Genomic DNA, 23,787 nt, shown 5'->3' on the forward strand with positions numbered 1-23,787 from the left:
ATCAATAAAAAAAGAACATAAACAATAAATTATAAAAAATAATGTTATTATTAAAATACTTACTCTTATAATAGTTTTATAATTATCTTTTCTATCTGCATTTGTTCATTAACCACGATATTCTATAATAATTAATTTATTTTTTTCCAATCTTTAATAATAATTTATTCTTTTTGGTCAATAAGAGAATATAAATTCAATCTATATATATTCAATAATATTGCGTTTTTAAACGCTCTAATTAAGTTATAACAATTAAAGAACACACTAAAAACATATGTACAATAAAATTCTCTTTAATTACAAACAGTAAACAGGAATAAATAATTCCTAGCCGCGAGAATTATTTTTCATTTTAAAGTATAAATTCAGATAAATGAAAACGTTAAATAATCACGTTTATATGAAATGAGGAATTCTTATTCTCACCTTATATAAAAGAGCACTTTAACATAAATACCTATGATAACAGGCGATCATAGATCTCTCTTTCACTAGATTAATACTCTTTTTTGGATGAAAATTTAGAACAATCATATCAACCAAACTTAAAAAAGCATTATTTAAATCAAAATAATTAAGTTACTTATTGATTTATAGTTATTTATTCAATCCAAATCAAAGGAACACAGAGCGCTGTTAATAATCCCATTGAAATATTAAAAATAAACCAGGATCTTCTGCTTTGTAAAAATAAGCTGATTAAGGTTCCCCCTAAAATCCAAACAATCCCTGCGACAAAATTCACTATCACCATCACAATGCTCATCGCAATAATTGAACTAAAATAGGCATCACCAGATAAACTAAAACTTCCAACTGCCCCTAATCCCATCATCCACGCTTTAGGATTGAGAAATTGTAATAATCCACCTTGAAACCAACTTACTGCTTGTGGCGTTTTTGCTGGGATATCTAAACGCTGATAAGATGATGTCGCTGTTTTCCAAGCAAGCCAAAGTAAGTATGCACTTCCGATTATCTTTAATCCTATATGCAATGCAGGATAAATAATCAGTAATGCAGCCACACCAAATGCCGAGCTAAGTAAAACACATTGCATTCCCAGCATAATACCCGCCATAAGCTTTAATGAGCCTTTAAAACCGACATTAGCACCTGATGAAGTAAGTAATAAGTTGTTGGGCCCTGGTGTGATAGCGGCAATAAACAGGAAAATAGTTAAAGAAAAAATAAGGCTAATTGTCATGGCGAGTGCTCAAAGATGTGACAGATGTTTTATTTTCACCGAAAATAGCAGTATGTTATTTAGCAAACAAGTGTTAATTCATTTTGATAGACGGAAAATATGTCTCAATACTTTAATCCAATGCGTTGGGCTAAAAATCCACATTTACAAACGCTTTTACCAAGAATAGTGCGTAGAACACCACTATTAACGCCTTACTGGCAACGACTAAACCTTCCTGATAATGATTTTGTCGATTTGGCATGGAGTGAAGATCCCAAAATGGCGCTCGATAAGCCAAGGTTAGTGATCTTTCATGGTTTAGAAGGAAGCTTTAGCAGTCCTTATGTTCATGGCATGTTATCAGCAGCAAAAGAGAGAGGCTGGTTAAGTGTTGTAATGCATTTTAGAGGATGCAGTGGTGAGCCCAATAGACAAAAACGCATCTATCACTCAGGTGAAACCGAAGATGCTCGCTACTTTTTAAATTGGCTAAAAAAGGAATTTGGTGAACAGCCAACAGCTGCCGTCGGCTACTCTCTTGGAGGTAACATGCTCGCTTATTACCTTGCTGAAAGTGGTGAAAATGCCGTTGTAGATGCCGCTGTTATTGTATCAGCACCATTAATGTTAGAGCCTTGTTCAGCTAAAATTGAGCATGGCTTTTCCCGTTTTTATCAATGGTATCTATTAAAAGGACTAAAAAATAACGCGACACGCAAGTTGATCCGCTATCCTGAATCATTGCCAATTAGTTTGTTGACGATAAAGTCCATCAAAAAGCTACGCCAATTTGACGATCTAATTACCTCTAAAATTCATGGATTCAAAGATGCCCTAGATTACTATCGTCAATGTAGTGCTTTGCCTTTATTAAATAAAATAAAGAAAACGACACTGATCATTCACGCTAAAGATGATCCTTTTATGTCTGCGGATGTTATTCCTGATATCACAACACTACCCAATAATATTGAGTATCAACTTACTGAATTTGGCGGGCATGTAGGTTTTGTCAGTGGCAAGCTTTCTAAACCCGTGATGTGGCTTGAAAATCGGATACCTGACTGGTTATCCGCTTATTTGGAGAAAACCAAATGATAATACCTTGGAACGAACTTTCCTCAGAGACTCTAGACAATCTTATTGAAAGTTTCGTTTTACGAGAAGGCACTGATTATGGTATCCAAGAGAAAACGCTTGAACAAAAAGTCGCCGACGTAAAAAAACAACTTAAATCCGGTGAAGCCGTATTAGTTTGGTCAGAACTTCATGAAAGCGTCAATATTATGCCTGCATCGCAATTTCGCTCTGATTAATCACTCCAGAGCGAAATATCGCCACCAATAAGGGCTAACCTTATTTTGCAAAAGGATAACCTATGTCAGTCAAACATCCTATCATCGCGGTTACTGGCTCAAGTGGAGCAGGAACGACTACCACGAGCCAAGCTTTTCGTAAGATATTCCAGCAACTTAATGCACATTCTGCTTTAATTGATGGGGATAGTTTTCATCGTTATACTCGCCCTGAAATGGACATGGCGATAAGAAAAGCCAAAGAACAAGGGCGACATATTAGCTATTTTGGCCCTGAAGCAAATGATTTTAGCCTACTGAGTTCCACATTCAGCCATTATAGTGAAACAGGACAAGGCCAATCACGTAAATATTTGCACTCTTATGATGAAGCAACGCCCTACAACCAATTACCAGGGACTTTTACACCATGGGAATCATTACCCAATAATACCGATGTACTCTTTTATGAAGGATTACACGGAGGTGTTGTCACTGATGAACACGATGTCGCACAGCATGTTGATTTACTAGTGGGTGTAGTTCCTATCGTTAACCTTGAGTGGATACAAAAACTTATCCGAGACACAACCGAACGGGGCCACTCACAAGAAGCCGTAAGAGATTCAGTGGTGCGTTCTATGGATGATTATATTAACTATATCATTCCGCAATTTTCGCGTACTCACATCAACTTTCAACGAGTCCCTACTGTCGATACATCAAACCCATTCTCAGCTAAAGCTATCCCAACTCTTGATGAAAGTTTTATTGTTATTCGCTTTAGAGGCTTAACGGATATTGATTTTCCTTATTTACTTGCAATGTTGCATGGCTCATTTATGTCAACAATAAATACAATTGTGGTGCCTGGTGGAAAATTAGGATTAGCGATGGAGTTAATTATGGCGCCATTAGTCAAAAAATTATTAAATGGCGAAAAGATCAGTTAACAAAAATAAAATCTATTTTTATAAAAATAATATCCCCTTTATTAAGGGATATTATTTCTAAATTAAACTTTATTTTAAAATATCAAATTTATTCAGCGTTTTTTATTTCGAATGAATGTGTAATATTAGCTGCTTTTCCTAACATTAAAGAGACGGAACAATATTTTTCTGCAGATAATTGAACTGCTCGTTCAACAATTTTATCTGTGAGTTCTTTACCTGAAACAATAAAATGTAAATTGATATCAGTAAATAAACGTGGAGCTTCTTCTCGACGCTCTGATGTTAATTTCACTTCACAATCAGTGACTTGATGTCGCCCTTTGCGTAAAATACTAACGACATCAATCGCACTGCATCCACCCGCAGCAATTAAGACCATTTCCATTGGGCTTGGTGCTTTATCGCCAGAGTTCCCATCCATCATTATTTGATGACCTGATGAAGACTCACCAACAAAAGATAAATCTTCAACCCACTTAACTCGTGCTTCCATTTATTTTCCCCCTAAACATGACAGAAACTAAAAGAGTACATTCTCATAATTCAACTAGCAATTAGCAAATAGGTTTATTATGCTGACTGCGTAAAACGAGACTTAATGCACTAATTGTGTTAAAAACAATATCTGCTTGATGATAGTGGTTAAGATCAATGCATTATTTTCTCATTTATTATAATCTACTCCATATTAACTTACCGTGTTCTCAGGAAGTTAATAGGTCAAGATAGGATTTTTAAGCACGCTGTCTCAAAAGGGAGTCTATCCGTTTTGAATGGCTGCATTTAACGTACAGAGGATAACGCGAATGGTTCTCGGCAAGCCGCAAACAGACCCGACTCTTGAATGGTTTTTGTCACACTGCCATATTCACAAATATCCATCCAAGAGCACGCTGATCCACCAAGGTGAGAAAGCGGAAACACTTTATTATATTGTTAAAGGTTCCGTGGCTGTTCTTATTAAAGATGAAGAAGGGAAAGAAATGATCCTCTCCTACCTGAATCAGGGGGATTTCATCGGTGAACTTGGATTATTTGAAGAAGATCAAGAACGTAGTGCATGGGTTAGAGCAAAAACAGCCTGTGAAGTAGCAGAAATTTCCTATAAAAAATTCCGCCAATTAATTCAGGTCAACCCTGATATTCTGATGCGCCTGTCAGCTCAAATGGCGAACAGATTACAAACCACATCAGAAAAAGTAGGTAACCTTGCTTTCCTTGATGTAACAGGTCGTATTGCACAAACCTTACTAAACTTAGCAAAACAACCCGATGCTATGACGCATCCTGATGGCATGCAAATTAAAATTACACGTCAGGAAATCGGTCAAATTGTTGGTTGTTCACGCGAAACTGTAGGCCGTATTCTTAAAATGCTAGAAGATCAAAACCTGATCTCTGCACACGGTAAAACAATCGTCGTTTACGGGACTCGCTAAGTTTCCCTGCCCGAACAAACAATAGCCCGATACAAAGGGCTATTGATAAAAAATCTGTATAAACCCCATTCTTGTGATGGGGTTTATAATAAGGACTACTCTTTTACAAACTCCGCAATAGCTGCTTTTAATGCCGCCATTCCTTCTTGTAATTCTTCTTGGGTAATAATTAATGATGGCGTAAAACGCATAACATCAGCCCCTGCATTTAACATCATTAACCCATGTTTTGCAGCTAACCCTAATAGTATTTTCGCTTTGCCTTCATATTGTGGTGCAAGTTGTGCACCAATCAATAATCCTTGCCCACGGATTTGCGAAAAGACGTTGTAGGTTTGGTTTATTGCCGTGAGCTCGTCTACAATCCACTGATAGCGCTTTTCTACACCCTCAAGTACCTCTGGTGTATTGATTAAATCAAATGCAACATTACCCACTGCACACGCTAATGGATTACCACCATAAGTTGTACCATGAGTTCCTACTCCCATTACCGACGCTATCTCTTGTGTCGTTAACATCGCACTGAGTGGAAAACCACTTCCTAGCGCCTTTGCCGTAGTAATAATATCGGGAGTTACATCGTAATTCATATAAGCAAAAAGCTTACCTGTACGCCCCATACCCGTTTGTACCTCATCAAGAACAAGTAATGCTTGATGTTTATCGCACAACTCACGTAGCCCCCTCATAAATTCAGGAGTAGCAGCTGTTACACCGCCTTCACCTTGTACTGGTTCTAGTACAACGGCACATGTATGATCATCAATAACCGCTTTCACGGCATCTAAATCATTAAAAGGAACGTGTACGATATCGGCAGGTTTTGGGCCAAACCCATCTGCATATTTAGGCTGTCCTCCTACAGATACAGTGAACAGAGTTCGACCATGGAAGGCATGGTGAAAAGCAATAATTTTGGTTTTATAAGGACTATGACGAGTGATCGCATAATGGCGAGCTAATTTAAATGCAGCTTCATTCGCTTCAGCGCCTGAATTAGCAAAAAAGACACGCTCTGCAAATGTATTATCAATTAATTTTTGTGCTAAACGCAGTGCAGGCTCATTTGTAAAAATATTACTCACATGCCAGAGTTGCTCACTTTGTTCTTTCAATGCTTGATTCAGTGCAGGATGAGCATGTCCTAATGCCAATACAGCAATACCACCAGCAAAATCAATATAAGATTTTCCTTGCTGATCCCAAACTCGACTTCCCACCCCTTTAACAGGAATAAATTCTGCGGGTGAATAAATTGGCAACATTACTTGATCGTAAGTTGCCCGGTTGATGCTTTGCTTTGTCATTACCCCACCTGATCGTTATTCATCTTCAATGTGAAAATATAATCACTAAATATGAATAAAAAATCAAATGTGGTTTTGTATAAAAAGGCGTTATTTCGCTATTTAAATACTATCTTATTAATATTTAAGAAAATTATTTAATAACTCATGCCCTTGTTCACTTAAAATACTTTCTGGGTGAAATTGAACCCCTTCAATTGGAAGTGTACGATGGCGAATTCCCATAATTTCATCAACATTTCCATCATGTTGGCTCCATGCCGTTACTTCAAAAGGCACAGGTAACGTCGTAGCATCTATCACTAAAGAGTGATAGCGCGTTACACTTAAAGGACGATTAAGTCCTTTAAAAACGCCTTGTTGGTTATGATGTATCAATGAATTTTTACCATGCATAACTTCTCGTGCTCTAATAACAGATGCACCAAAAGCTTGCCCTATTGCTTGATGTCCAAGACAAACGCCAAGAATAGGAATTTCACCTGCAAACCGCTGTATAGCCTCAAGAGAGATCCCGGCTTCATCAGGAGTACAAGGTCCTGGCGAGATAACAAGATGTGCTGGCATCATCTTTTCTATCTCTTTAAGTCCAATCTCATCGTTACGCTTAACAACAACCTCAGCACCCAATTCACAGAAATACTGATAGAGATTGTAGGTAAACGAGTCGTAATTATCAATAAGTAACAGCATATTAGCCTATCCGACTGATTTTCTTATCATTATCTATTTTATTACTATTTTAAAGCGAGTGTATATTTGCCAAAATAGCTCGTTGTTTAACCGACTTGGGTACAACAAAGCCGATTATCATAGCACAGGTATAAAATATGAATAGTAAGCAAGAAAATCTGCTGATTTATTGCGCAATAACAATAATGACGGTAATTGATGATGAATACAGTGATTAATAGTGTAATGAATACTTATTGCAGGAGATCACACGAAAAAACAGACGATAAAAAATATTTTTTTCGTACTAAAAACCCCGGAATGAATACTTTCACTCCGGTTTATATGTATTTTATCTTATCAGAATACGTAAATACCCTATCCTAATAATGCGTTTATTCTTTTACGACTTCAGCAGATAAAATAGTAACCGTTTTTACTGGCACATTTTGGTAAGGGCCAATATTGCGGGTTTGAGCTTGTGAAATTTTATCAACCACATCCATACCCTTTACCACTTTACCAAATACGGCATAACCAAAATCACGTTGACCGTGATCTAAAAAGGCATTATCAGCCACATTAATAAAGAATTGACTGGTTGCACTGTCTTTATCCGACGTACGTGCCATAGCAATAGAGCCTTTTACATTACGTAACCCATTATCTGCTTCATTTTTAATTGGCGCTCTGGTCTGCTTTTGTTGCAAATCAGCAGTGAAACCACCGCCTTGAACCATAAAACCGGGGATAACACGATGAAAAGTTGTGCCGTTATAGTATCCATCTTCGACATACTGAATAAAATTTTTCGTTGTTATTGGGGCTTTTTTATTATCCAGTGATATTTCAATATTGCCTTCAGAGGTGACTAATTTAACGAAGGTTTCTCCCGTTGCCATTGCAAAAGTCGCTGTTGTTAAAGTGCAAGCGGTAACGAAGGTGACAAGAAAACGTTTTAACATGCAGGGATCCTTTACTTTAATAGTCTACAACTTACTTAATATGCAGCGATTCTAATTCGCTGAGGTAAATAGTGCCAATCATTTACCTTTATTTACGCTCAATAAGTCTAATTACGTCATAACAGAGTAAATTTTAATTTTTAAGCTCTGTTATAAGTCATTAAATTGCGCCAAAATAGAGCAAATAGATATTTTAGATATTCTTTCTCATGCAGAATTGAAATGAGTATGCATGAGAAGCCGCATTATTTCAGAGAGGTTTATACCATAATGGCCCAATTTAATTACCAAAAAGCACATTTCATCATCAGTGCGCCTGATATCCGCCATTTACCACCAGATACAGGGATTGAAATTGCCTTTGCGGGTCGCTCTAATGCCGGTAAATCCAGTGCTTTAAATGCCTTAACCCAACAAAATGGGTTAGCAAGAACCAGTAAAACCCCAGGCCGTACTCAATTAATCAACCTCTTTCAAATTGAAGAGGGTTTACGCTTAGTCGATTTACCTGGCTACGGTTATGCTCAAGTTCCTGAAGAAATGAAGCGCAAATGGCAACGTTCTTTAGGTGAGTACTTACAAAAAAGAGAGTGCTTAAAAGGCGTAGTTATTTTAATGGATATTCGTCATCCATTAAAAGATCTCGATATGCAAATGATTGACTGGGCAGTTGAGTCTGAACTCCCTACACTCGTCTTACTGACTAAAGCCGATAAGCTGGCATCTGGTGCCCGTAAACAACAATTGATGAGTGTACGTGATGCACTAGCAAGTAAAGTTGGTGATATTCGTATCGAATATTTTTCATCATTGAAAAAAATTGGTATTGATAAGCTACGTAACACACTTAATGAATGGTATTCAGGCAAAGAAGAAGCGCCTGTAAACGACAATAACGTTTAATCTCTTCTTTTTCCCACCCAAAACTGACTGATCTTTTATTGATTAGGGGAAAATCACCTTTCCCCTTTCACTTCTAGCACAAACCACTTCAGCAAATTTTAGACAAAAAAATGCCCCAGTCGAAATAAAGTCGACTGGGGCAGCTAATATTCAGCTAAATCCGATTACGTGAAGTAAAAGGTCTGAAAGATAGAACATCTTACCTCTGTACCCTACGAGAGATAATGTACTCTATTTTATTGGTTAATAAAAGCCCTTTTGTAATTTTTTTTCACATGCAGACACGATTCAGCTATGTGTTTATGTATTCAAATCATAAATAAATGTAGTTTAATTACATAATTATGAGACTTTAATCACTTACATGAATATGATTAAAAATAGAACAAATCACACAAAAGGTGCGGTTTATCCTTAATGATTTTGTGATACGCTTACCGCGAGACCGTAGTAAATATGTAATTAGCGATAAAATGAGGTATCCATGGCTGTATTAACGCTGCTGCGTTTTCCTGATGAGCGTCTGCGCAGAGTTGCAGCACCAGTGGAAAAAGTAGATAACGAAATACGCACATTAATCGACGACATGATTGAAACCATGTACGCAGAACGAGGTATTGGCTTAGCGGCACCTCAGGTTAATGTATCTAAACGCATTGTTGTTATTGATGTTTCTGAAAACCGAGATCAACCGATTGCCCTAATCAATCCTGAAATTATCAGCACTGAAGATGAAGTGATGGATATGATGGATGGGTGTCTATCTATTCCAGATTCTTTTGCCCCAACAGAGCGTTACCGCTTCTTAAAGGTGAAAGCATTAGATAGAAATGGTGATGAAATTGAACTTGAAGCCTCTGATTTATTTGCAGGCTGTATTCAACATGAGTTAGACCATCTTGATGGCAAACTCTTTATTGACCATTTGTCTCCGTTAAAACGTCAACGTATTGAGAAAAAACAGAAGAAATTAAGCAAACTGATCGATTCACAAGTTGCTTAATTATTCACTTATCTCTTTTTCACATTTTGATAAGTTTTGACATAAAAAAGCTCGGTAATTAACCGAGCTTTTCTTTTTTCTACCTAATACAGATAAATTATCGCTGTTTTCTCACCATCACTTATACAATAAATATAAAGCTTATTAGCACATCAATTGAGGTAAAAATGGAAAATAGTCAATTTATGGATTTATGTGAACAACTCAAAGCAGCTGGTGCAACAAATCCCAAATCATGGGCAAATAGTGAATTACAAGAAAATATTCCACAGTTTGCACGCTTCCTTGTGTTAAAAGGACTCACCGATATCTATCGTGATGTTGAGGGAAATATCAATGAAATGGATATTTACTCTGATAAAGCCAACGATGTATATCAAAAACTAGCCCCCCAACTTGATAAACAAGAACTTAAGGAATTACTCCATTCCTATGGTAAATCAATTATTGGCAAGGTAATTGATATGCTTGATGAAGGCTATCTTTATGATGTTAATGACAACGTAGGTTGGTCTTTGATGGAACTTGATGACAAAGGCACAACAACAGACAGGCTGATCCAAGGTTTGCACGAAGATTTTATTGAATTTGAAGAGTCAGAGCTAACTTCTGACACTAAAGCTTAAACAAGAAAGGGCACAATCCTGTGCCCTTTCTATTAAAGAATAATATTTAAAAATTAATGTGCTTCATCCCAGTTATTACCCACACCCACTTCGACTTTTAATGGGATAGCTAATTCCATACTACCTTCCATCAATTTGTGGATCATGGTGTTTGCTTTCTCTAAATAAGACTCTCGCACTTCAAACACTAATTCATCGTGTACTTGCATGATCATATGCACATCATCAGGGCATTCATTACAAATCCAATGATCTACTGCAATCATCGCTTTTTTGATGATATCAGCAGCAGTACCTTGCATTGGTGCATTAATAGCCTCACGTTCTGAAGCTTTACGACGAATTGCATTCTTCGAATTAATTTCTGGTAAATAGAGGCGACGACCATCTAACGTTTCAACATAGCCTTGCTCAGAAGCTTGTTTACGTGTGCGCTCCATATAATCCAATACGCCTGGATAACGCTCAAAATAGAGATCCATATAGCGTTGAGCTTCTCTTCTCTCAACACCAATTTGTTGAGATAAGCCAAATGCGCTCATGCCATAAATAAGACCAAAGTTGATCGCTTTCGCACTACGGCGCTGTTCAGAGGTTACTTCCTCTAAAGGTATGCCAAACACTTCAGATGCGGTTGCACGGTGAATATCTTTACCTTGAGCAAAAGCATCTAACAAACCTTTGTCTTGCGATAAATGTGCCATAATCCGCAATTCAATCTGTGAATAGTCGGCTGCAACAATTTTAAATCCTTCACGCGCAATAAAGGCTTGGCGAATACGGCGTCCTTCTTCATTTCTCACTGGAATATTTTGAAGATTAGGATCCCGTGATGATAAACGACCTGTTGCGGTCACTGCTTGATGATAAGAAGTATGTACACGCTTTGTCTTACTATTCACCATTAATGGTAATTTATCAGTATAGGTAGATTTTAGTTTCGCAAGTCCGCGATGTTCTAAAATTAAACGTGGTAATTCATGACTATGCGCTAACTCTTCTAATACTTCTTCATTAGTCGATGGCGCCCCTTTCGGGGTTTTCTTGATAACAGGTAATTGCAGTTTATCAAATAAGATTTCTTGTAACTGTTTAGGTGAAGAGAGATTAAATTCTTGCCCAGCTAACGCAAACGTCTCTTTTTCAATTTCAGCTAAACGTTGTGTAATTTCTTGAGATTGAACTGCTAAAACTTGAGCATCAATTAATACTCCTTTGCGTTCCATTCTAGAAAGCACAGGGACTAATGGCATCTCAATATCGCGGTAAACATGTTTAAGTGGTTCAATAGCTTCTATTTGAGGATACAGAGCTTGATGAAGTAATAAAGTGATATCGGCATCTTCAGCTGCATATAGCGTTGCTTGTTCAACTTCAATTTGATTGAAAGTCAGTTGCCCTTTACCTTTACCCGCAATTTCTTCAAATGTTGTGGTTTTATGGTTTAAATGCTTTTCAGCCAAAGTATCCATATCATGTCGATTACTGACACTATTTAATACATAAGATTCCAACATCGTATCAAAATGGATACCATTTAATTCGATACCTTCATTTTCCATAATGCCACGGTCAAATTTCAAGTTTTGCCCAATCTTTAAGATATTTTTATCTTCTAAAATAGGCTTTAATGCTGTCAGAACATCATCCAGAGGAAGTTGGTCTGGCGCATCTAAATACTCATGACGTAACGGAATATAAGCTGCTTTGCCTGGCTCAATCGCAAACGACATGCCAATTAAACGTGCATCAATATTATTTAAGCTGTCAGTTTCTGTATCGAATGCAAATGCGGGGGCTTTTTTAAGAAGCTCCACCCAGTGTGCTAAGCTTTCATGCGTTAATATCGCCTCATAATTTTCTTGTGTGATCACAGGGAAATTAGCCGATATAGATGCTTCTTTGGGTTTTGCGACTTCAGAGGTATAAGGCACCGCAACTTTATGAGTGCTACGCTGTGCTAACCAGCCACCATTTTGAAGATCACTTATCCAGCGTTTAAATTCATAACGCGTGAACATCTCTAATAATTGATCTAAATTTGGCTCATTAACCACTAAATCATCAAACGTTTTATCGAGTTCAACATCCGTTTTAATCGTTGCCAGTTTATAAGAAAGTTTTGCCACTTTCTCATGCTCAGCCATTTTAGCGCCAAGTGTTTTAGCACCACGGAAACTTAACGTTGCAATATTATCAAGCTGTTGATAAATATCGTCTAAACTCCCAATTCCTTGTAAAAGCCCTAATGCTGTTTTCTCACCGACACCAGGGACACCTGGAATGTTATCTGATGAATCTCCCATTAATGCGAGGAAATCAATAATCAGTTCAGGAGGAACGCCATATTTTTCTTTGACTTCATCAGGACCTAAAATAACGTTAGTCATAGTGTTAATAAGCGTGATCTTTGGCGTCACTAACTGCGCCATATCTTTATCACCTGTACTTATTAGGACATCACGTCCGTCAGCAGCTGCTTTTAGTGCCAGTGTTCCAATGACATCGTCTGCTTCCACACCTGAAATAGATAGCAAAGGTAAACCCATTGCCTGTACCATTTCATGTAAAGGTGCTATTTGCTCACGTAAATCATCCGGCATTGGAGGACGGTTAGATTTATATTCCTCATACAATTCATCACGGAATGTTTTACCTTTAGCGTCAAACACAACCGCAACATGGCTTGGTTTATACTGAATTATCAGACTACGTAACATGTTCAACACACCATACATCGCACCAGTTGGTTCACCTTGGCTATTAGTTAGCGGTGGAAAAGCATGATAGGCACGATAAAGATATGAGGAGCCATCTACAAGGATAAAGGGGTTTTCTGCTATCTGGACCATAATCTGTTCATCATTGTTCTGAGGTTCGTTGATATGACTAGAATGCCACATCACAGCCCAATAGACGAATATTACCTGTTCTTTAATGTGGAAATTCGGCGTAAAGAGTCAATTATTTATTGTTAGCAGAACTTAACCGAAAAGAATAAGTGATAATGATAACTTAATATTAATTAAAACAAACTTTAAGCAAAAGCCTTTTCTGTTAATCTATTCTTAATTAAAAATAAAGGCTAAAAATCACATTTACAACTTTGTTTAAAAACGATTTAGGATAGTGTCATTGATTCATCATTAATATTAACGTTCATATTAGTGTCACTTTTTTCCCATTAAGATTTCAACTATCCAACGAACCTCACAATAACCTGTGGATAACTCTGTGAGTAGTTTTTTAATTCTCTCTATATTAATAAGTTACCTTTCTTTTCACTTTATTAACACAATTAAAAAATCAATCACTTAGCGAATTCATTAAGATATTATAAATTAATAAAAACATTTTTCATTAATGTGGATAGTTATATTATGACAATTTTATGAAAGCAAAAAAAATAGCACTCTTATTTACTGAGTGCTATTTTTCATATAAAAACTATATATTTTTACTTAATCCATATAAGAAAGAATTAAGCCTATATTATTTTTTTAACAATAACTGATTCACAATATCAGAATATGTTTTCGCATATTCTTCTGGTGATTTAGCGCTAATGCCATCATTTTTCATCTTGTATTTACCACCAACGATCATGGCTGGCACACCATTAATTTGGAAATCAGCGACAGCATTTTGTTGTTGGCTCACTAAGGAATTGACGACGAAGCTATTCATTGCCGCATCGTAGTCTTCACCTTTAACGCCTGCATTAATAAAAGTATTGCGGATATCATCAACAGAACGAATAGATTGAGTTTCTTGAATACCTTTAAATAAAGCAGGAGAAACTTGATCTTCAACACCTAATGCCATTGCTACAGCCCAAGAACGGGTCAAATCTTTACCTAAAGGCCCTAAAAAATCAACATGATAACGAACAATATTGGTATTTTCTGGTGCGTTCTTTTCAACAGTGCTATTGACTTTATAGACTTCAGAAAACTGGTAACAATGTGGGCAATAAAAAGAGAAAAACTCAACAACATCCGGCGCTGCATTGACAGTTTTGGAAAGATTAGTATATTGTTTGCCTTCAGAAATATCTGCAGCAGACACGCTGAATGCTAACACCATACTTGCTAACGCCAACCAAATCTTTTTCATGTTTCATCGTCTCCTAAGAATTAATACATTGGGCTAAGTTGTAAAGGAGGCTCATTTAACTGCTCCACTTGTCCCTTGAATAAGGCTAATTGTTTAAACCAAAAATCTTGTTCTTGAAACCAAATAAAAGCTCTTGGAAAGGCCGGATCATTCCAGCGCTTTAATACCCATGCGAGATAATGCACCATTCTCATCGCTCTTAGTGGTTCAATTAATGACAATTCTCGTAAATCAAAATCTTGGTATTCATAATAAGACTCAAGGATTGTATCTAATTGTATAATTTGCTCTTGCTTTGAACCATTTAATAACATCCAGAAGTCTTGTATTGCGGCTCCCATTCGAGAGTCATCAAAATCAACCATTACAACTTCATCACGCCACAATATATTACCGGGATGGCAATCCCCATGTAGTCGTAATATTTGCCATGTGGAGTCTTCTATTCGAGAACTCACTTCATGAATAAGTTTATCAATCACCTCAATAAACTGAGGCCTGAGGCTATTAGGAATTAATGCACTATTTTCAAATTCTAATTTTGGTGCCATCAGATATTCTGCAATAGAAAGGGTTGGGCGATACTGATAACTCTTTTTTCTACCTATTTGATGAATGCGCCCTAATGTGCGTCCTACTTCTTCTAGTTGAAATAAGTTATCCGTTTCATATGCCCTTCCACCAATACTAGGAAATAATGCAAAATAAAACCCGTCATCAGAAAGATGGACTGTCTCATTATGTATGATTAAAGGGGCTGCAACTGATACTTGAGCTTCCTTTAATGCTAAAACAAATTCATGTTCTTCTTTTATTTGCTCATATGACCAACGCTGAGGGCGATAAAATTTCACCACATAACGCTGTCTATGTTCATCCATAAATTGAAAAACACGATTTTCATAACTATTTAATTCAGTTAACCCTGATTCAGGATAAAAACCAATTTTAACTAGTGCATCCCAAATGTTATCAGGTGAAAGTCCCTGAAAATTAAATGAGGCAGATATTTCCATTTTCTATCCTGAACTTAATCTTTAATTACACCACGGGCGCGTAAAATAGCGGTTTTAAAATCTTCTTCGTAATCTTTTTTTAGCCCAGGTATAACATCTGTCGGTGCTGAACCTCGCATTTTCAGATGGTAAATCAAAATATCATCAGTCAGATCAGATAATTGACCTTTAAAACCCGCTTCATTAGCCAGTTTCTGCAATAATTGAATTAAGTTTAAATCAGAATTCTCTTCCCAAACTGGATGCAGTAATTCCATAACTTCATTAAGACGGTGACATTTCATACAAAAAATCCTTATTATTAATGACAACAACAAAGTACCAATTATTATCTGATAGAAAAAGGAAACCTCTGTCAATATGCGTAAAGATTACGCTTTTTTGATAAAAATTGCTGTTGCTTTACATGAAATCTCACTAAGCCGAGACTTTTTATTAGTATATCGTCTTTGCTTGATAAAAATCGTTCGTAAATTTTAGCCAATTTATTCACAAATATTGAATATGAAAAAGAAGAATATTACAGGTGGTATACTCGCTGGAGGCCAAGCAACTCGAATGGGTGGCGCGGATAAAGGGCTACAAATTCTACATGGACAACCTTTATACCTCCATATTGCCCAAAAACTAGCACCTCAAGTTGATAGCATATTGATTAGTGCTAATCGAAATCTAGAGCAATATCGCCAGAGCCAATATCCTGTTATTACTGATGAAATAGAAGGGTTTTCCGGCCCCTTGGCCGGTATGCTAACACTATTAAAACAAGCATCCACACCTTGGGTTGCCTTTGTGCCTTGTGATGTGCCTTATTTTCCACTCAATTTGGTTGAAACTCTCTATGAACAAAAAGGAGAGTCTTTGGCTGTTTATGTTGATGATGGTGAAAGAGAGCACCCTACACTAGCACTATTAAATCGTAGCATTATTCCTATGCTAGAAGCCTATTTAGCACAAGGTGATCGAAAATTAATGTTGTTTATGAAGCAGATAAATGCACATTCTGTTTTATTCGCGGATCAAGCAAATGCTTTTATTAATTTAAATACCCCTGACGATATTAAAAAAGCCAACCAATTAAAAAAACAGGACTGAAAAATATGGCACAAGTAGATTTACCCCTTTTAGGGATCACGGCGTGGAGTGGAACTGGTAAAACGACACTACTAAAACAGCTTATTCCACAATTACGCAAAAGAGAAATTCGTGTGGGGATGATCAAACATACTCATCATGATATGGATGTAGATAAACCCGGAAAAGACAGCTACGAGCTTAGAAAAGCAGGCGCCGACCAGACATTAGTCGCAAGCCAACAACGTTGGGCATTAATGACAGAAACTCCAGAACTACCAGAATTAGATTTGTATTACCTCGCATCTCGTTTTGATACGAGTAAACTAGATTTAATCTTAGTCGAAGGATTTAAAGGCGAAACCATTCCTAAAATTGCACTTTATCGCCATATCAACGAGCGTGATTTTAATGATTTACTTGATGAGCACGTTATTGCCGTCGCCAGTGATTGTGATTTAAGTATCGATTTTCCACTACTAGATATCAACGCACCTGAGGCTATCGCAGAATTTATTGCAGATTGGCTAAAGAGCACAAAATAAAAATCACAAATAATAAAGCGCCCTATAAAGGCGCTTTGTTTTCAATTAGATAAAGAAAATTAAGCAAAAATAATAGCCTGATAAGGTTGAAGTATAAGATTTCCTTTTTCATCTTCAACTATTGGGCTGTTATGCAGATATGCCTGTTTTACTTTAAGTGTTAATGACTTTTTCTCACCACTAAAATTACAGTAAATATTGACGGAGTTGCCTTCATAAGTACGCTTAAAAGCAATCACATTTTCTGGTGAATTTAATGGTAAAAACTCTCCATAAATCAAAATATCGCTGATCTCTGAATGTCGTCTTAATGCAATTAATTGTTGGTAATAAGCGAAAAGAGAGTGCTTATCTTTAGTCTCTTGCTCTGCATTAATCTGCGTATAGTTAGGATTAACTTTTAACCATGGTTTGCCTGTACTAAAGCCCCCATTGATCTCACTATTCCATTGGAAAGGTGTTCTTGAATTATCACGACTGCGTTCATTAAAATATTCAATAATTTGCTTATCGCTATAACCTAATTTCTTGCCCCATTCATGTAATTTAAATACATGTAAATCGTCATGTTCTTCCAATGTCATTGAGCAATTTGTCATGCCAATCTCTTGCCCTTGATAAATAAAAGGCGTGCCCCGTTGCGTTAATAAAAATGTTGCTAACATTTTGGCACTAATGGGGTTAATAGCACCTTTAGGGAGAAATTTATTTAATGAACGAGGTTGATCGTGATTTTCTAAATAAGGCGCTCCCCACCCTACTCTTTGAGTATCTAATTGGCTTTTGATAAATACAGGTTTTAATCTTTCACCGGTAATTGGGTTAATTGTAAATGGCTTTTCATTGCGAATATCCAAATCGGCAATGCTAAAATCAAATACCATAGAGAAATAACCATTCTCGCCGACATAAGCACGTAAATCTTTTTCTGGAACATCAATTTCTGCAACTGTCATACTGTTCGCAGGCTTAAAAGTATTCTCAACTAATTCAGTTAAAAACTTATCAATTCCTGGTTGATTCAAAACCCAAGGCACTAAAGAAGCAGAACCATCATCTTTATCAGGTTCAAATTGATATTCAGATAAGGCTTCAGGGGATTTTTTTAAATTACCAATCGCATCAATACGAAATCCAGCAACACCTTTTTTTATCCAGGCATTTATCATATCGATAATATCTTTACGTAATTGTGGATTTTCCCAATTTAAGTCCGGTTGCTCTGGACCAAACGAATTAAAATACCATCGGTCAGTATTTCCTACTCGGCTCCAAACAGAGCAGTCAAAATAAGTACGTAAATTATTAGGCGGAGTCGGTTTATTCCATTGTTTAAAAATATAATAATCCGCATAAGGGCTATTAGGATCTTCGATTGCCGATTTAAACCAAGGATGTTCATCTGAAGAGTGATTTAATACTAAATCTAATAGAATTTTAATATCACGTTTTTTAGCCTCACTGATCAGTTTATCCAATGCCTTGTTATCACCAAAAATAGGATCAACAACGGAATAATCAGCAATATCATAACCGTTGTCTTTCATAGGCGATCTAAAAATAGGGCATAGCCAAATAACATTCGTGCCTAGTGATTGAATATAATCTAATTTTTCAGTGATCCCTGCTAAATCTCCAATACCATCACCATTACTATCGTAATAGCTTTTGGGATAAATTTGATAGACCACGGCTTCTTTCCACCAATTATTAGACATATTCACCTCACTAAGGTAATTAATATATATGGAACTGTTCCATATTTAATATAAGATACTATAAGCACTAAAATAGCGGATAAGGTAATTAACATACTAAAATGTGAAATAGCTCATACTAAAAAAACACAATTACCTCATTAAAGAGGGGTTTGTCTTAATCAGATTAAGATATATTAGACAATCAACTAATTGAAAGGAGCAACAGCATATTCAATGGCCGGGATCCGTGATGTCGCAAAAAAAGCTAATGTCGCCGCAAGCACTGTTTCAAGAGCACTAAATAACAGTGGTTATGTGTCTCAAGTTGCACGAGAAAAAATAAAGAAAGCAGTAGAGGAATTAGATTATATTCCAGATACTTGGCTAAGAAATTTATATCAACAAAAGAGTGCAGTTGTTGGCGTCATTATTAATAGCCTTGAGTACCCTTATTTTGCGACAGTGACTCGTTTTATCGAAAATAAACTCGCCGAAAAGGGTTATAGCATGATGTTATGTGCTACACAAAATAGCAAAGTACGCGAACGTATATTTTTTGATATGCTCAAACGAGGCCAGATTGACGGTATTATTGCAGAATATCTACTATTGGATGACAATGAATATCAGCATATTCAAAAACCAGTAGTCACACTTGACCGCCATCTTCGTGATATTCCGTTGGTTTGTTCTGATCACTATACTGGTGGCCGATTAGCAGCAGAACACCTTATTCAAAAAAGTTGCAAAAAAATACTCTATATCGAAGATAATTCCAGCTATTTATCTTCAACACCTTCTTATCAAAGCTGTTTAGCTTTTAAAGAAACACTTCTTCAATCAGGTATTATACCTATTCCCTGCAAAGTAAATTGGAAAGAAGAAGAGAAAGATTACTTCCATACTTTTGCAACAAGAATACTGACGCAGCATCCCAATATTGATGCTATTTTCGCTGCTGATATTCCTGCGATGGCATTATTTAATGAAGCAACCAGACGAAATATAACCATTCCAGAACAATTAAAAATCGTTGCTTACGATGGAAGTCCTTGGCTAAATCAGACACTGCGCCAATTAACTTGTATTGAACAGCCCTTTGAACAACTGGCTGAAAAAAGCGTAGAAGTGATTAGTGCATTAATTGAGAATAAAGAAATAACAGATAAAATCTCTGTTATTCCAGTGAAGTTTATTCAAGGTGAAAGTAGTTAAAGCATATATTATAAAATCAATTATTCCTTTATTGCCTCTAAGTTATCGAGGCAATAAAAAACATTATTGATTCAACTCTTGTAATAATTTGGTATTGAGATACAACTTTTCACGACCAACACTCATTTCTTCCAACACACCAATTTCAACTAGCTGTTTAAGATATATCGATGCTGTTTGCCGTTTAGCTACACCATGTTGAACAAGATGATCAATCCGGCAATATGGCTGCATAAAAAGAATTTGGATTAGCTCGTAAGTATATATTTTAGGAAGGTTCTCACACACATAATCAGTTGTTTCTTCCATAAGTTTACGTATAGATAATATTTTACTTGTTGTCCATTGAGATGTACTTTCAACAGCCTTTAACATAAATAGTATCCAAGATCCCCAATCACCTTCTTCGGTTACTTTACGTAAAAGCGTGTAGTAATCATCACGCTTTTCCAAGATAAAGCGTGATAAATAAAGAATAGGTAATGTAAGTAATCCGCTTTGAATTAAATACAAAATATTAAGTATTCGCCCTGTTCTACCGTTCCCATCAGGGAATGGATGAATGCATTCAAACTGATAATGTGCAATAGCCATTTTTACTAATGGGTCTAAATCATCTTCATTGTGTATAAAACGCTCCCAATTTGACAGCAAATTACGAATAGACTCTTCACCCTCTGGTGGCGTATACACCACATGATTATTCTGATCACGTAATACGGTACCAGGGGTTTTTCTTATATCAGTTTGTATTGCGCGTAATTTGGTGCAAATTGCTATCGCTGTGTTGGTACAAAGTGGATAAGTTTCAAGATGAGTATAACCATCATAAAGAGCAGTACGATAACGAAGTGCTTCTTTAGTTGCAGGATCAGCACCGACTTGATGATCAATATACTGAAAAAGCTGATCACTGGTTGTTACAATGTTTTCAATACGTGAAGAGTCTTTTGCTTCCAATATTGGAAGGATATTTATCAATAACTCCTGATCAGGAATTAACTCTCCTGCTGTTTTTAATTCAGCAATTGCTGAGCGCGCATTGATGCACGCTTTTAATATTTCACGTGTTTCAATGAGTTCCAGATCTGGTGGTAACAGTGGTAGATCGTTATAGGGTGTTTTAGGAGACCAACTCATATGTTTATAAAACTCATTTATATCGACATATAGCTATAATATGTCGATACCATAAACATGTCACGCTATTATGTTTATAAAAACACGTTTTATCGACATATCACCATAACATGTCGATACCATAAACATGTCACGCTATTATGTTTATAAAAACACGTTTTATCGACATATCACCATAACATGTCGATACCATAAACATGTTTCGCCATTATGTTTATAAAAACACATTTTATCGACACATCGCCATAACATATCGATATCATAATAAAACGCCAAAGAAAGTTACCCTTCTTTGGCGTTTTATTTGATGATGTTTTACGTCGAAATTGAGTAAAAGCTCTCGTTCTTATTTTGCAGGACGAACAGCGATAACTTCAATTTCTACACGCCATGCAGGGTTCGCCAGTTTATAAACTTGGAACGCTGAGCGTGCTGGTAGTTGATCAGTCTTTGAAGCATCATAGAACTTAGAGTAACCGTTCATGAAACCTTTAAAATCCATAGTGCCATTATTTTCTTCACCACCAACTAAGAATACTTGCATCTTAACAACGTCTTTCATATCAAGACCAAGATTATTCAAGTTAGTTTTGATTTGCTCTAGAACATTAATGGTTTGTTCTTCTGTATTACCATAAGAAGCTAATTCACCTTCTGGTGCATTTGCTGATTTCTTAGTAGGAACTTTACCACTTAAGAAAACCAGATTGTTGCCTGCATTAATTTCAACTGCTTCTGAAATAGGCATACCGTCTAATTTATGATGCACAACATTCTCCGCTGCATTTGCGCTTGCTACACCAAAAATAAAAGGCAGGGCAACAAGTAAACTTTTATAGCGCATGAAAACTCCTTAAAATGTTTAATCTACAGTAAAACAAGGGGTTAATTACTACTTAAAACGATCCATTCTAAATGGTGTTGGATCAATAACTGGTTTTTTACCTGTTACAATATCAGCCGTTAATTCACCGGCTGCAGGGCTTTCAGTCATTCCCCAAACTGTAGCGGTATTAATAACTAGGCCTGGATATTCTTTGACCTCAGAAATAATAGGTAATTCATCAAATGTTGGACTAACAACTGCACCCCAACGCTCAACAACTTGAGATTTTTCAAATACAGGGAATTCAGCTTTCATTCTTTGGAACACAGCATCTAAGTGCTCAGTATTTTGTGTTGCTGTTGCAATGCGATATTGTTCGAACGGTGTTTTTTCATCTAATTTCCAAGATGTTGCCATCTTAAATGAATTAAATAAGTCTTCACCGATAGAGAATTCTAATGGTAGCTCACCACCACCTAATAGGTGCATGAACTTAGGTCCTAATAAGAAACTATCTTTCACAATAGAACTTGTGAAAATGCGTGGTGCGACAGCGTAAGTACCATCCGCTTGCTCACGGAAGTGAATGCCGTTTGGTAAATGCACGTTACCACGAGGTGCGCCAGGAACACCTGATACACGTTGCTGTGATAAGTAAACATTCAGCGTTGGAATATCAATGCCCATGTTACCCATAAATAGGCGTGACCAAATACCACCAGCAAGAACAACATGAGATGTTCTAATTGCACCTTTTTCTGTTACAACATCAGAAATTTTACCACCAGCAGTTTCAATACCTCTTACTGCACAGTTGGTGTAGATTTTTACACCAATTTGCTTAGCATAACGTGCTAATGCTGGTGTACCTGTTTCTGGATCAACAGAACCTGAGTCTTCTTCGAAAGCAGCAACAGTCCATGGCGTTTGCGCACCAACAAGACGGTTTGATAACTCATCACCTTTAATAATGCGAGTATTTAATGGCGTATCAAATCCTGCAGATTCTTTTGCTGTTTTGATCCATGCTTGGGCTTTATCAAACGCTTTTTCATCAGCAAGTGCTTCTACGCGACCTTGTGTACGATAACTGGTGTCTGCACCAATTTTCTCGTTCATACCACGCCATAAGATTTTCCCGTAATGATGTAATGGGAAAATTTCTGGTGATGTTTGATAGCTAATAATTTGGCTGTATGCTCGGCCCGATTGTTCACCGCCAATCTCGCCTTTTTCTAAAATAGTGACACTCATGCCACGTTCTGCAAGGTTGATAGCGGTCATGATGCCTTGGATACCAGCACCGATAATCACTGCATCAGACTCTTTAGGTAGAGCACCTTCTGTCCCTTCGACAAATGATACTCTAGATTTAGTTTCAACGAATTTGCCATCACGACGAACCATTGGAACTAACGCAGCACCGCCAGCTAAAACGCCCGCAGCACCAACACCTAAAAGCAGCTTTCTCCTTGAAATTTTCATCTTCTACCTCAGTAATGGATTTACCATTTATATTTATAATGTTATTAATTTGTATCTTTAAAATTGGATATTATCATAGTTCATTATATTGTTAATAATTATAATTATTTGTTAATCATTTCCACCAACAACAATATCCACAGATACAATATGGTTACTTCAATCGTTTTTTCTCATAAAAAAACATCAATTAAAGACATTCATTCTCTGAGGGTAAGATAGTTATACATTGATATATAAGAATATAATTATAAATTATAAGATTTTTGATAAAAAAGATGATTGTTTCTTTAATTAACATTTTGATAC

At 36.5% G+C, this 23,787-nt stretch carries 23 protein-coding genes; 10 read left to right on the plus strand and 13 right to left on the minus strand.

The annotated features are described in order from the left end of the window. Positions 1-604 precede the first annotated feature (604 nt). Positions 605-1,210 (minus strand): LysE family translocator, encoded by a 606-nt coding sequence (locus GWI68_RS00580; protein ID WP_072068772.1) that lies wholly within the window; start codon positions 1,208-1,210, stop codon positions 605-607. A 99-nt stretch (positions 1,211-1,309) separates the two neighbouring features. Here GWI68_RS00580 and GWI68_RS00585 point away from each other — a divergent pair, with 99 nt between their 5' ends. From GWI68_RS00585 to GWI68_RS00595, 3 genes are all read left to right on the plus strand, one after another. Next, positions 1,310-2,290 (plus strand): hydrolase, encoded by a 981-nt coding sequence (locus GWI68_RS00585; protein ID WP_072068773.1) that lies wholly within the window; start codon positions 1,310-1,312, stop codon positions 2,288-2,290. Further along, the gene (locus tag GWI68_RS00590; protein ID WP_109408926.1) at positions 2,287-2,508 is read left to right on the plus strand and encodes a YheU family protein; all 222 of its coding nucleotides are present in this window, start codon (positions 2,287-2,289) and stop codon (positions 2,506-2,508) included. Before GWI68_RS00585 ends, GWI68_RS00590 begins: the two co-directional genes overlap by 4 nt. A 62-nt stretch (positions 2,509-2,570) precedes the next feature. Next, positions 2,571-3,440, plus strand: a complete 870-nt coding sequence (locus tag GWI68_RS00595) for a phosphoribulokinase (protein ID WP_072068774.1) — start codon at positions 2,571-2,573, stop codon at positions 3,438-3,440. An 88-nt stretch (positions 3,441-3,528) separates the two neighbouring features. Here GWI68_RS00595 and GWI68_RS00600 read toward each other — a convergent pair whose 3' ends face one another. Continuing rightward, positions 3,529-3,936, minus strand: coding sequence for an OsmC family protein (locus tag GWI68_RS00600; RefSeq protein ID WP_166539089.1), 408 nt, complete (start codon positions 3,934-3,936; stop codon positions 3,529-3,531). A gap of 313 nt (positions 3,937-4,249) precedes the next feature. Here GWI68_RS00600 and crp point away from each other — a divergent pair, with 313 nt between their 5' ends. After that, positions 4,250-4,882: a cAMP-activated global transcriptional regulator CRP gene (crp, locus tag GWI68_RS00605; protein ID WP_004246872.1), complete on the plus strand. Its 633-nt coding sequence runs from the start codon at positions 4,250-4,252 to the stop codon at positions 4,880-4,882. Between the two features lie 95 nt (positions 4,883-4,977). Here the strand turns inward: crp and GWI68_RS00610 are convergent, their stop codons facing one another. From GWI68_RS00610 to ppiA, 3 genes are all read right to left on the minus strand, one after another. Then, positions 4,978-6,192 (minus strand): aspartate aminotransferase family protein, encoded by a 1,215-nt coding sequence (locus GWI68_RS00610; RefSeq protein WP_166539090.1) that lies wholly within the window; start codon positions 6,190-6,192, stop codon positions 4,978-4,980. 117 nt (positions 6,193-6,309) lie between these two features. Continuing rightward, entirely contained in the window at positions 6,310-6,885 is a 576-nt protein-coding gene (locus tag GWI68_RS00615) for an aminodeoxychorismate synthase component II (RefSeq protein WP_036933913.1), read from the minus strand. A gap of 374 nt (positions 6,886-7,259) precedes the next feature. Next, the gene (gene ppiA / locus GWI68_RS00620; RefSeq protein ID WP_072068777.1) at positions 7,260-7,829 is read right to left on the minus strand and encodes a peptidylprolyl isomerase A; all 570 of its coding nucleotides are present in this window, start codon (positions 7,827-7,829) and stop codon (positions 7,260-7,262) included. A 270-nt stretch (positions 7,830-8,099) separates the two neighbouring features. Between ppiA and yihA the strand changes: the two genes are divergently transcribed. The 3 genes from yihA (at position 8,100) to GWI68_RS00635 (ending at position 10,361) form a co-directional block, all read left to right on the plus strand. Continuing rightward, positions 8,100-8,732 carry a ribosome biogenesis GTP-binding protein YihA/YsxC gene (gene yihA / locus GWI68_RS00625; RefSeq protein WP_109408929.1) on the plus strand — a complete coding sequence of 211 codons (633 nt, stop codon included), beginning with the start codon at positions 8,100-8,102 and terminating at the stop codon, positions 8,730-8,732. A gap of 484 nt (positions 8,733-9,216) precedes the next feature. Next, positions 9,217-9,735, plus strand: a complete 519-nt coding sequence (def, locus tag GWI68_RS00630) for a peptide deformylase (RefSeq protein WP_109408930.1) — start codon at positions 9,217-9,219, stop codon at positions 9,733-9,735. A 167-nt stretch (positions 9,736-9,902) separates the two neighbouring features. Beyond that, positions 9,903-10,361 carry a hypothetical protein gene (locus GWI68_RS00635; protein WP_166539091.1) on the plus strand — a complete coding sequence of 153 codons (459 nt, stop codon included), beginning with the start codon at positions 9,903-9,905 and terminating at the stop codon, positions 10,359-10,361. A 53-nt stretch (positions 10,362-10,414) separates the two neighbouring features. On the opposite strand, the gene polA is transcribed toward GWI68_RS00635, so the two are convergent. From polA to GWI68_RS00655, 4 genes are all read right to left on the minus strand, one after another. Next, positions 10,415-13,213, minus strand: coding sequence for a DNA polymerase I (polA, locus tag GWI68_RS00640; RefSeq protein WP_166539092.1), 2,799 nt, complete (start codon positions 13,211-13,213; stop codon positions 10,415-10,417). Between the two features lie 640 nt (positions 13,214-13,853). After that, positions 13,854-14,477: a thiol:disulfide interchange protein DsbA gene (gene dsbA, locus GWI68_RS00645; RefSeq protein ID WP_109408932.1), complete on the minus strand. Its 624-nt coding sequence runs from the start codon at positions 14,475-14,477 to the stop codon at positions 13,854-13,856. A gap of 20 nt (positions 14,478-14,497) precedes the next feature. Next, positions 14,498-15,493: a serine/threonine protein kinase gene (locus GWI68_RS00650; protein WP_166539093.1), complete on the minus strand. Its 996-nt coding sequence runs from the start codon at positions 15,491-15,493 to the stop codon at positions 14,498-14,500. A 14-nt stretch (positions 15,494-15,507) separates the two neighbouring features. After that, positions 15,508-15,777: a YihD family protein gene (locus tag GWI68_RS00655; protein WP_109408934.1), complete on the minus strand. Its 270-nt coding sequence runs from the start codon at positions 15,775-15,777 to the stop codon at positions 15,508-15,510. Between the two features lie 220 nt (positions 15,778-15,997). Between GWI68_RS00655 and mobA the strand changes: the two genes are divergently transcribed. Together mobA and mobB are read left to right on the plus strand one after the other, a co-directional pair. Then, entirely contained in the window at positions 15,998-16,588 is a 591-nt protein-coding gene (gene mobA, locus GWI68_RS00660; RefSeq protein ID WP_166539094.1) for a molybdenum cofactor guanylyltransferase MobA, read from the plus strand. 5 nt (positions 16,589-16,593) lie between these two features. Then, positions 16,594-17,112 (plus strand): molybdopterin-guanine dinucleotide biosynthesis protein MobB, encoded by a 519-nt coding sequence (gene mobB, locus GWI68_RS00665; RefSeq protein ID WP_166539095.1) that lies wholly within the window; start codon positions 16,594-16,596, stop codon positions 17,110-17,112. A gap of 59 nt (positions 17,113-17,171) precedes the next feature. Here the strand turns inward: mobB and GWI68_RS00670 are convergent, their stop codons facing one another. Further along, the gene (locus GWI68_RS00670; protein WP_166539096.1) at positions 17,172-18,830 is read right to left on the minus strand and encodes an alpha-glucosidase; all 1,659 of its coding nucleotides are present in this window, start codon (positions 18,828-18,830) and stop codon (positions 17,172-17,174) included. Positions 18,831-19,046: 216 nt separating this feature from the next. Here GWI68_RS00670 and GWI68_RS00675 point away from each other — a divergent pair, with 216 nt between their 5' ends. Beyond that, a complete protein-coding gene (locus tag GWI68_RS00675) occupies positions 19,047-20,027 on the plus strand; it encodes a LacI family DNA-binding transcriptional regulator (protein ID WP_166539097.1) in 981 nt (326 codons plus the stop codon). Between the two features lie 63 nt (positions 20,028-20,090). On the opposite strand, the gene GWI68_RS00680 is transcribed toward GWI68_RS00675, so the two are convergent. The 3 genes from GWI68_RS00680 to GWI68_RS00690 all read right to left on the minus strand — a co-directional run bounded on the left by GWI68_RS00680 (position 20,091) and on the right by GWI68_RS00690 (position 23,478). Next, complete coding sequence (locus GWI68_RS00680) at positions 20,091-21,167, minus strand: Fic family protein (RefSeq protein ID WP_166539098.1); 1,077 nt, start codon at positions 21,165-21,167, stop codon at positions 20,091-20,093. A 346-nt stretch (positions 21,168-21,513) separates the two neighbouring features. Further along, entirely contained in the window at positions 21,514-22,011 is a 498-nt protein-coding gene (locus GWI68_RS00685; protein WP_072068788.1) for a RidA family protein, read from the minus strand. A gap of 48 nt (positions 22,012-22,059) precedes the next feature. Beyond that, positions 22,060-23,478: an FAD-dependent oxidoreductase gene (locus tag GWI68_RS00690; RefSeq protein ID WP_166539099.1), complete on the minus strand. Its 1,419-nt coding sequence runs from the start codon at positions 23,476-23,478 to the stop codon at positions 22,060-22,062. Between the last annotated feature and the right edge of the window lie 309 nt (positions 23,479-23,787).

It is taken from the genome of Proteus sp. G2669 (genome assembly GCF_009915245.1).
Lineage (GTDB): Bacteria > Pseudomonadota > Gammaproteobacteria > Enterobacterales > Enterobacteriaceae > Proteus.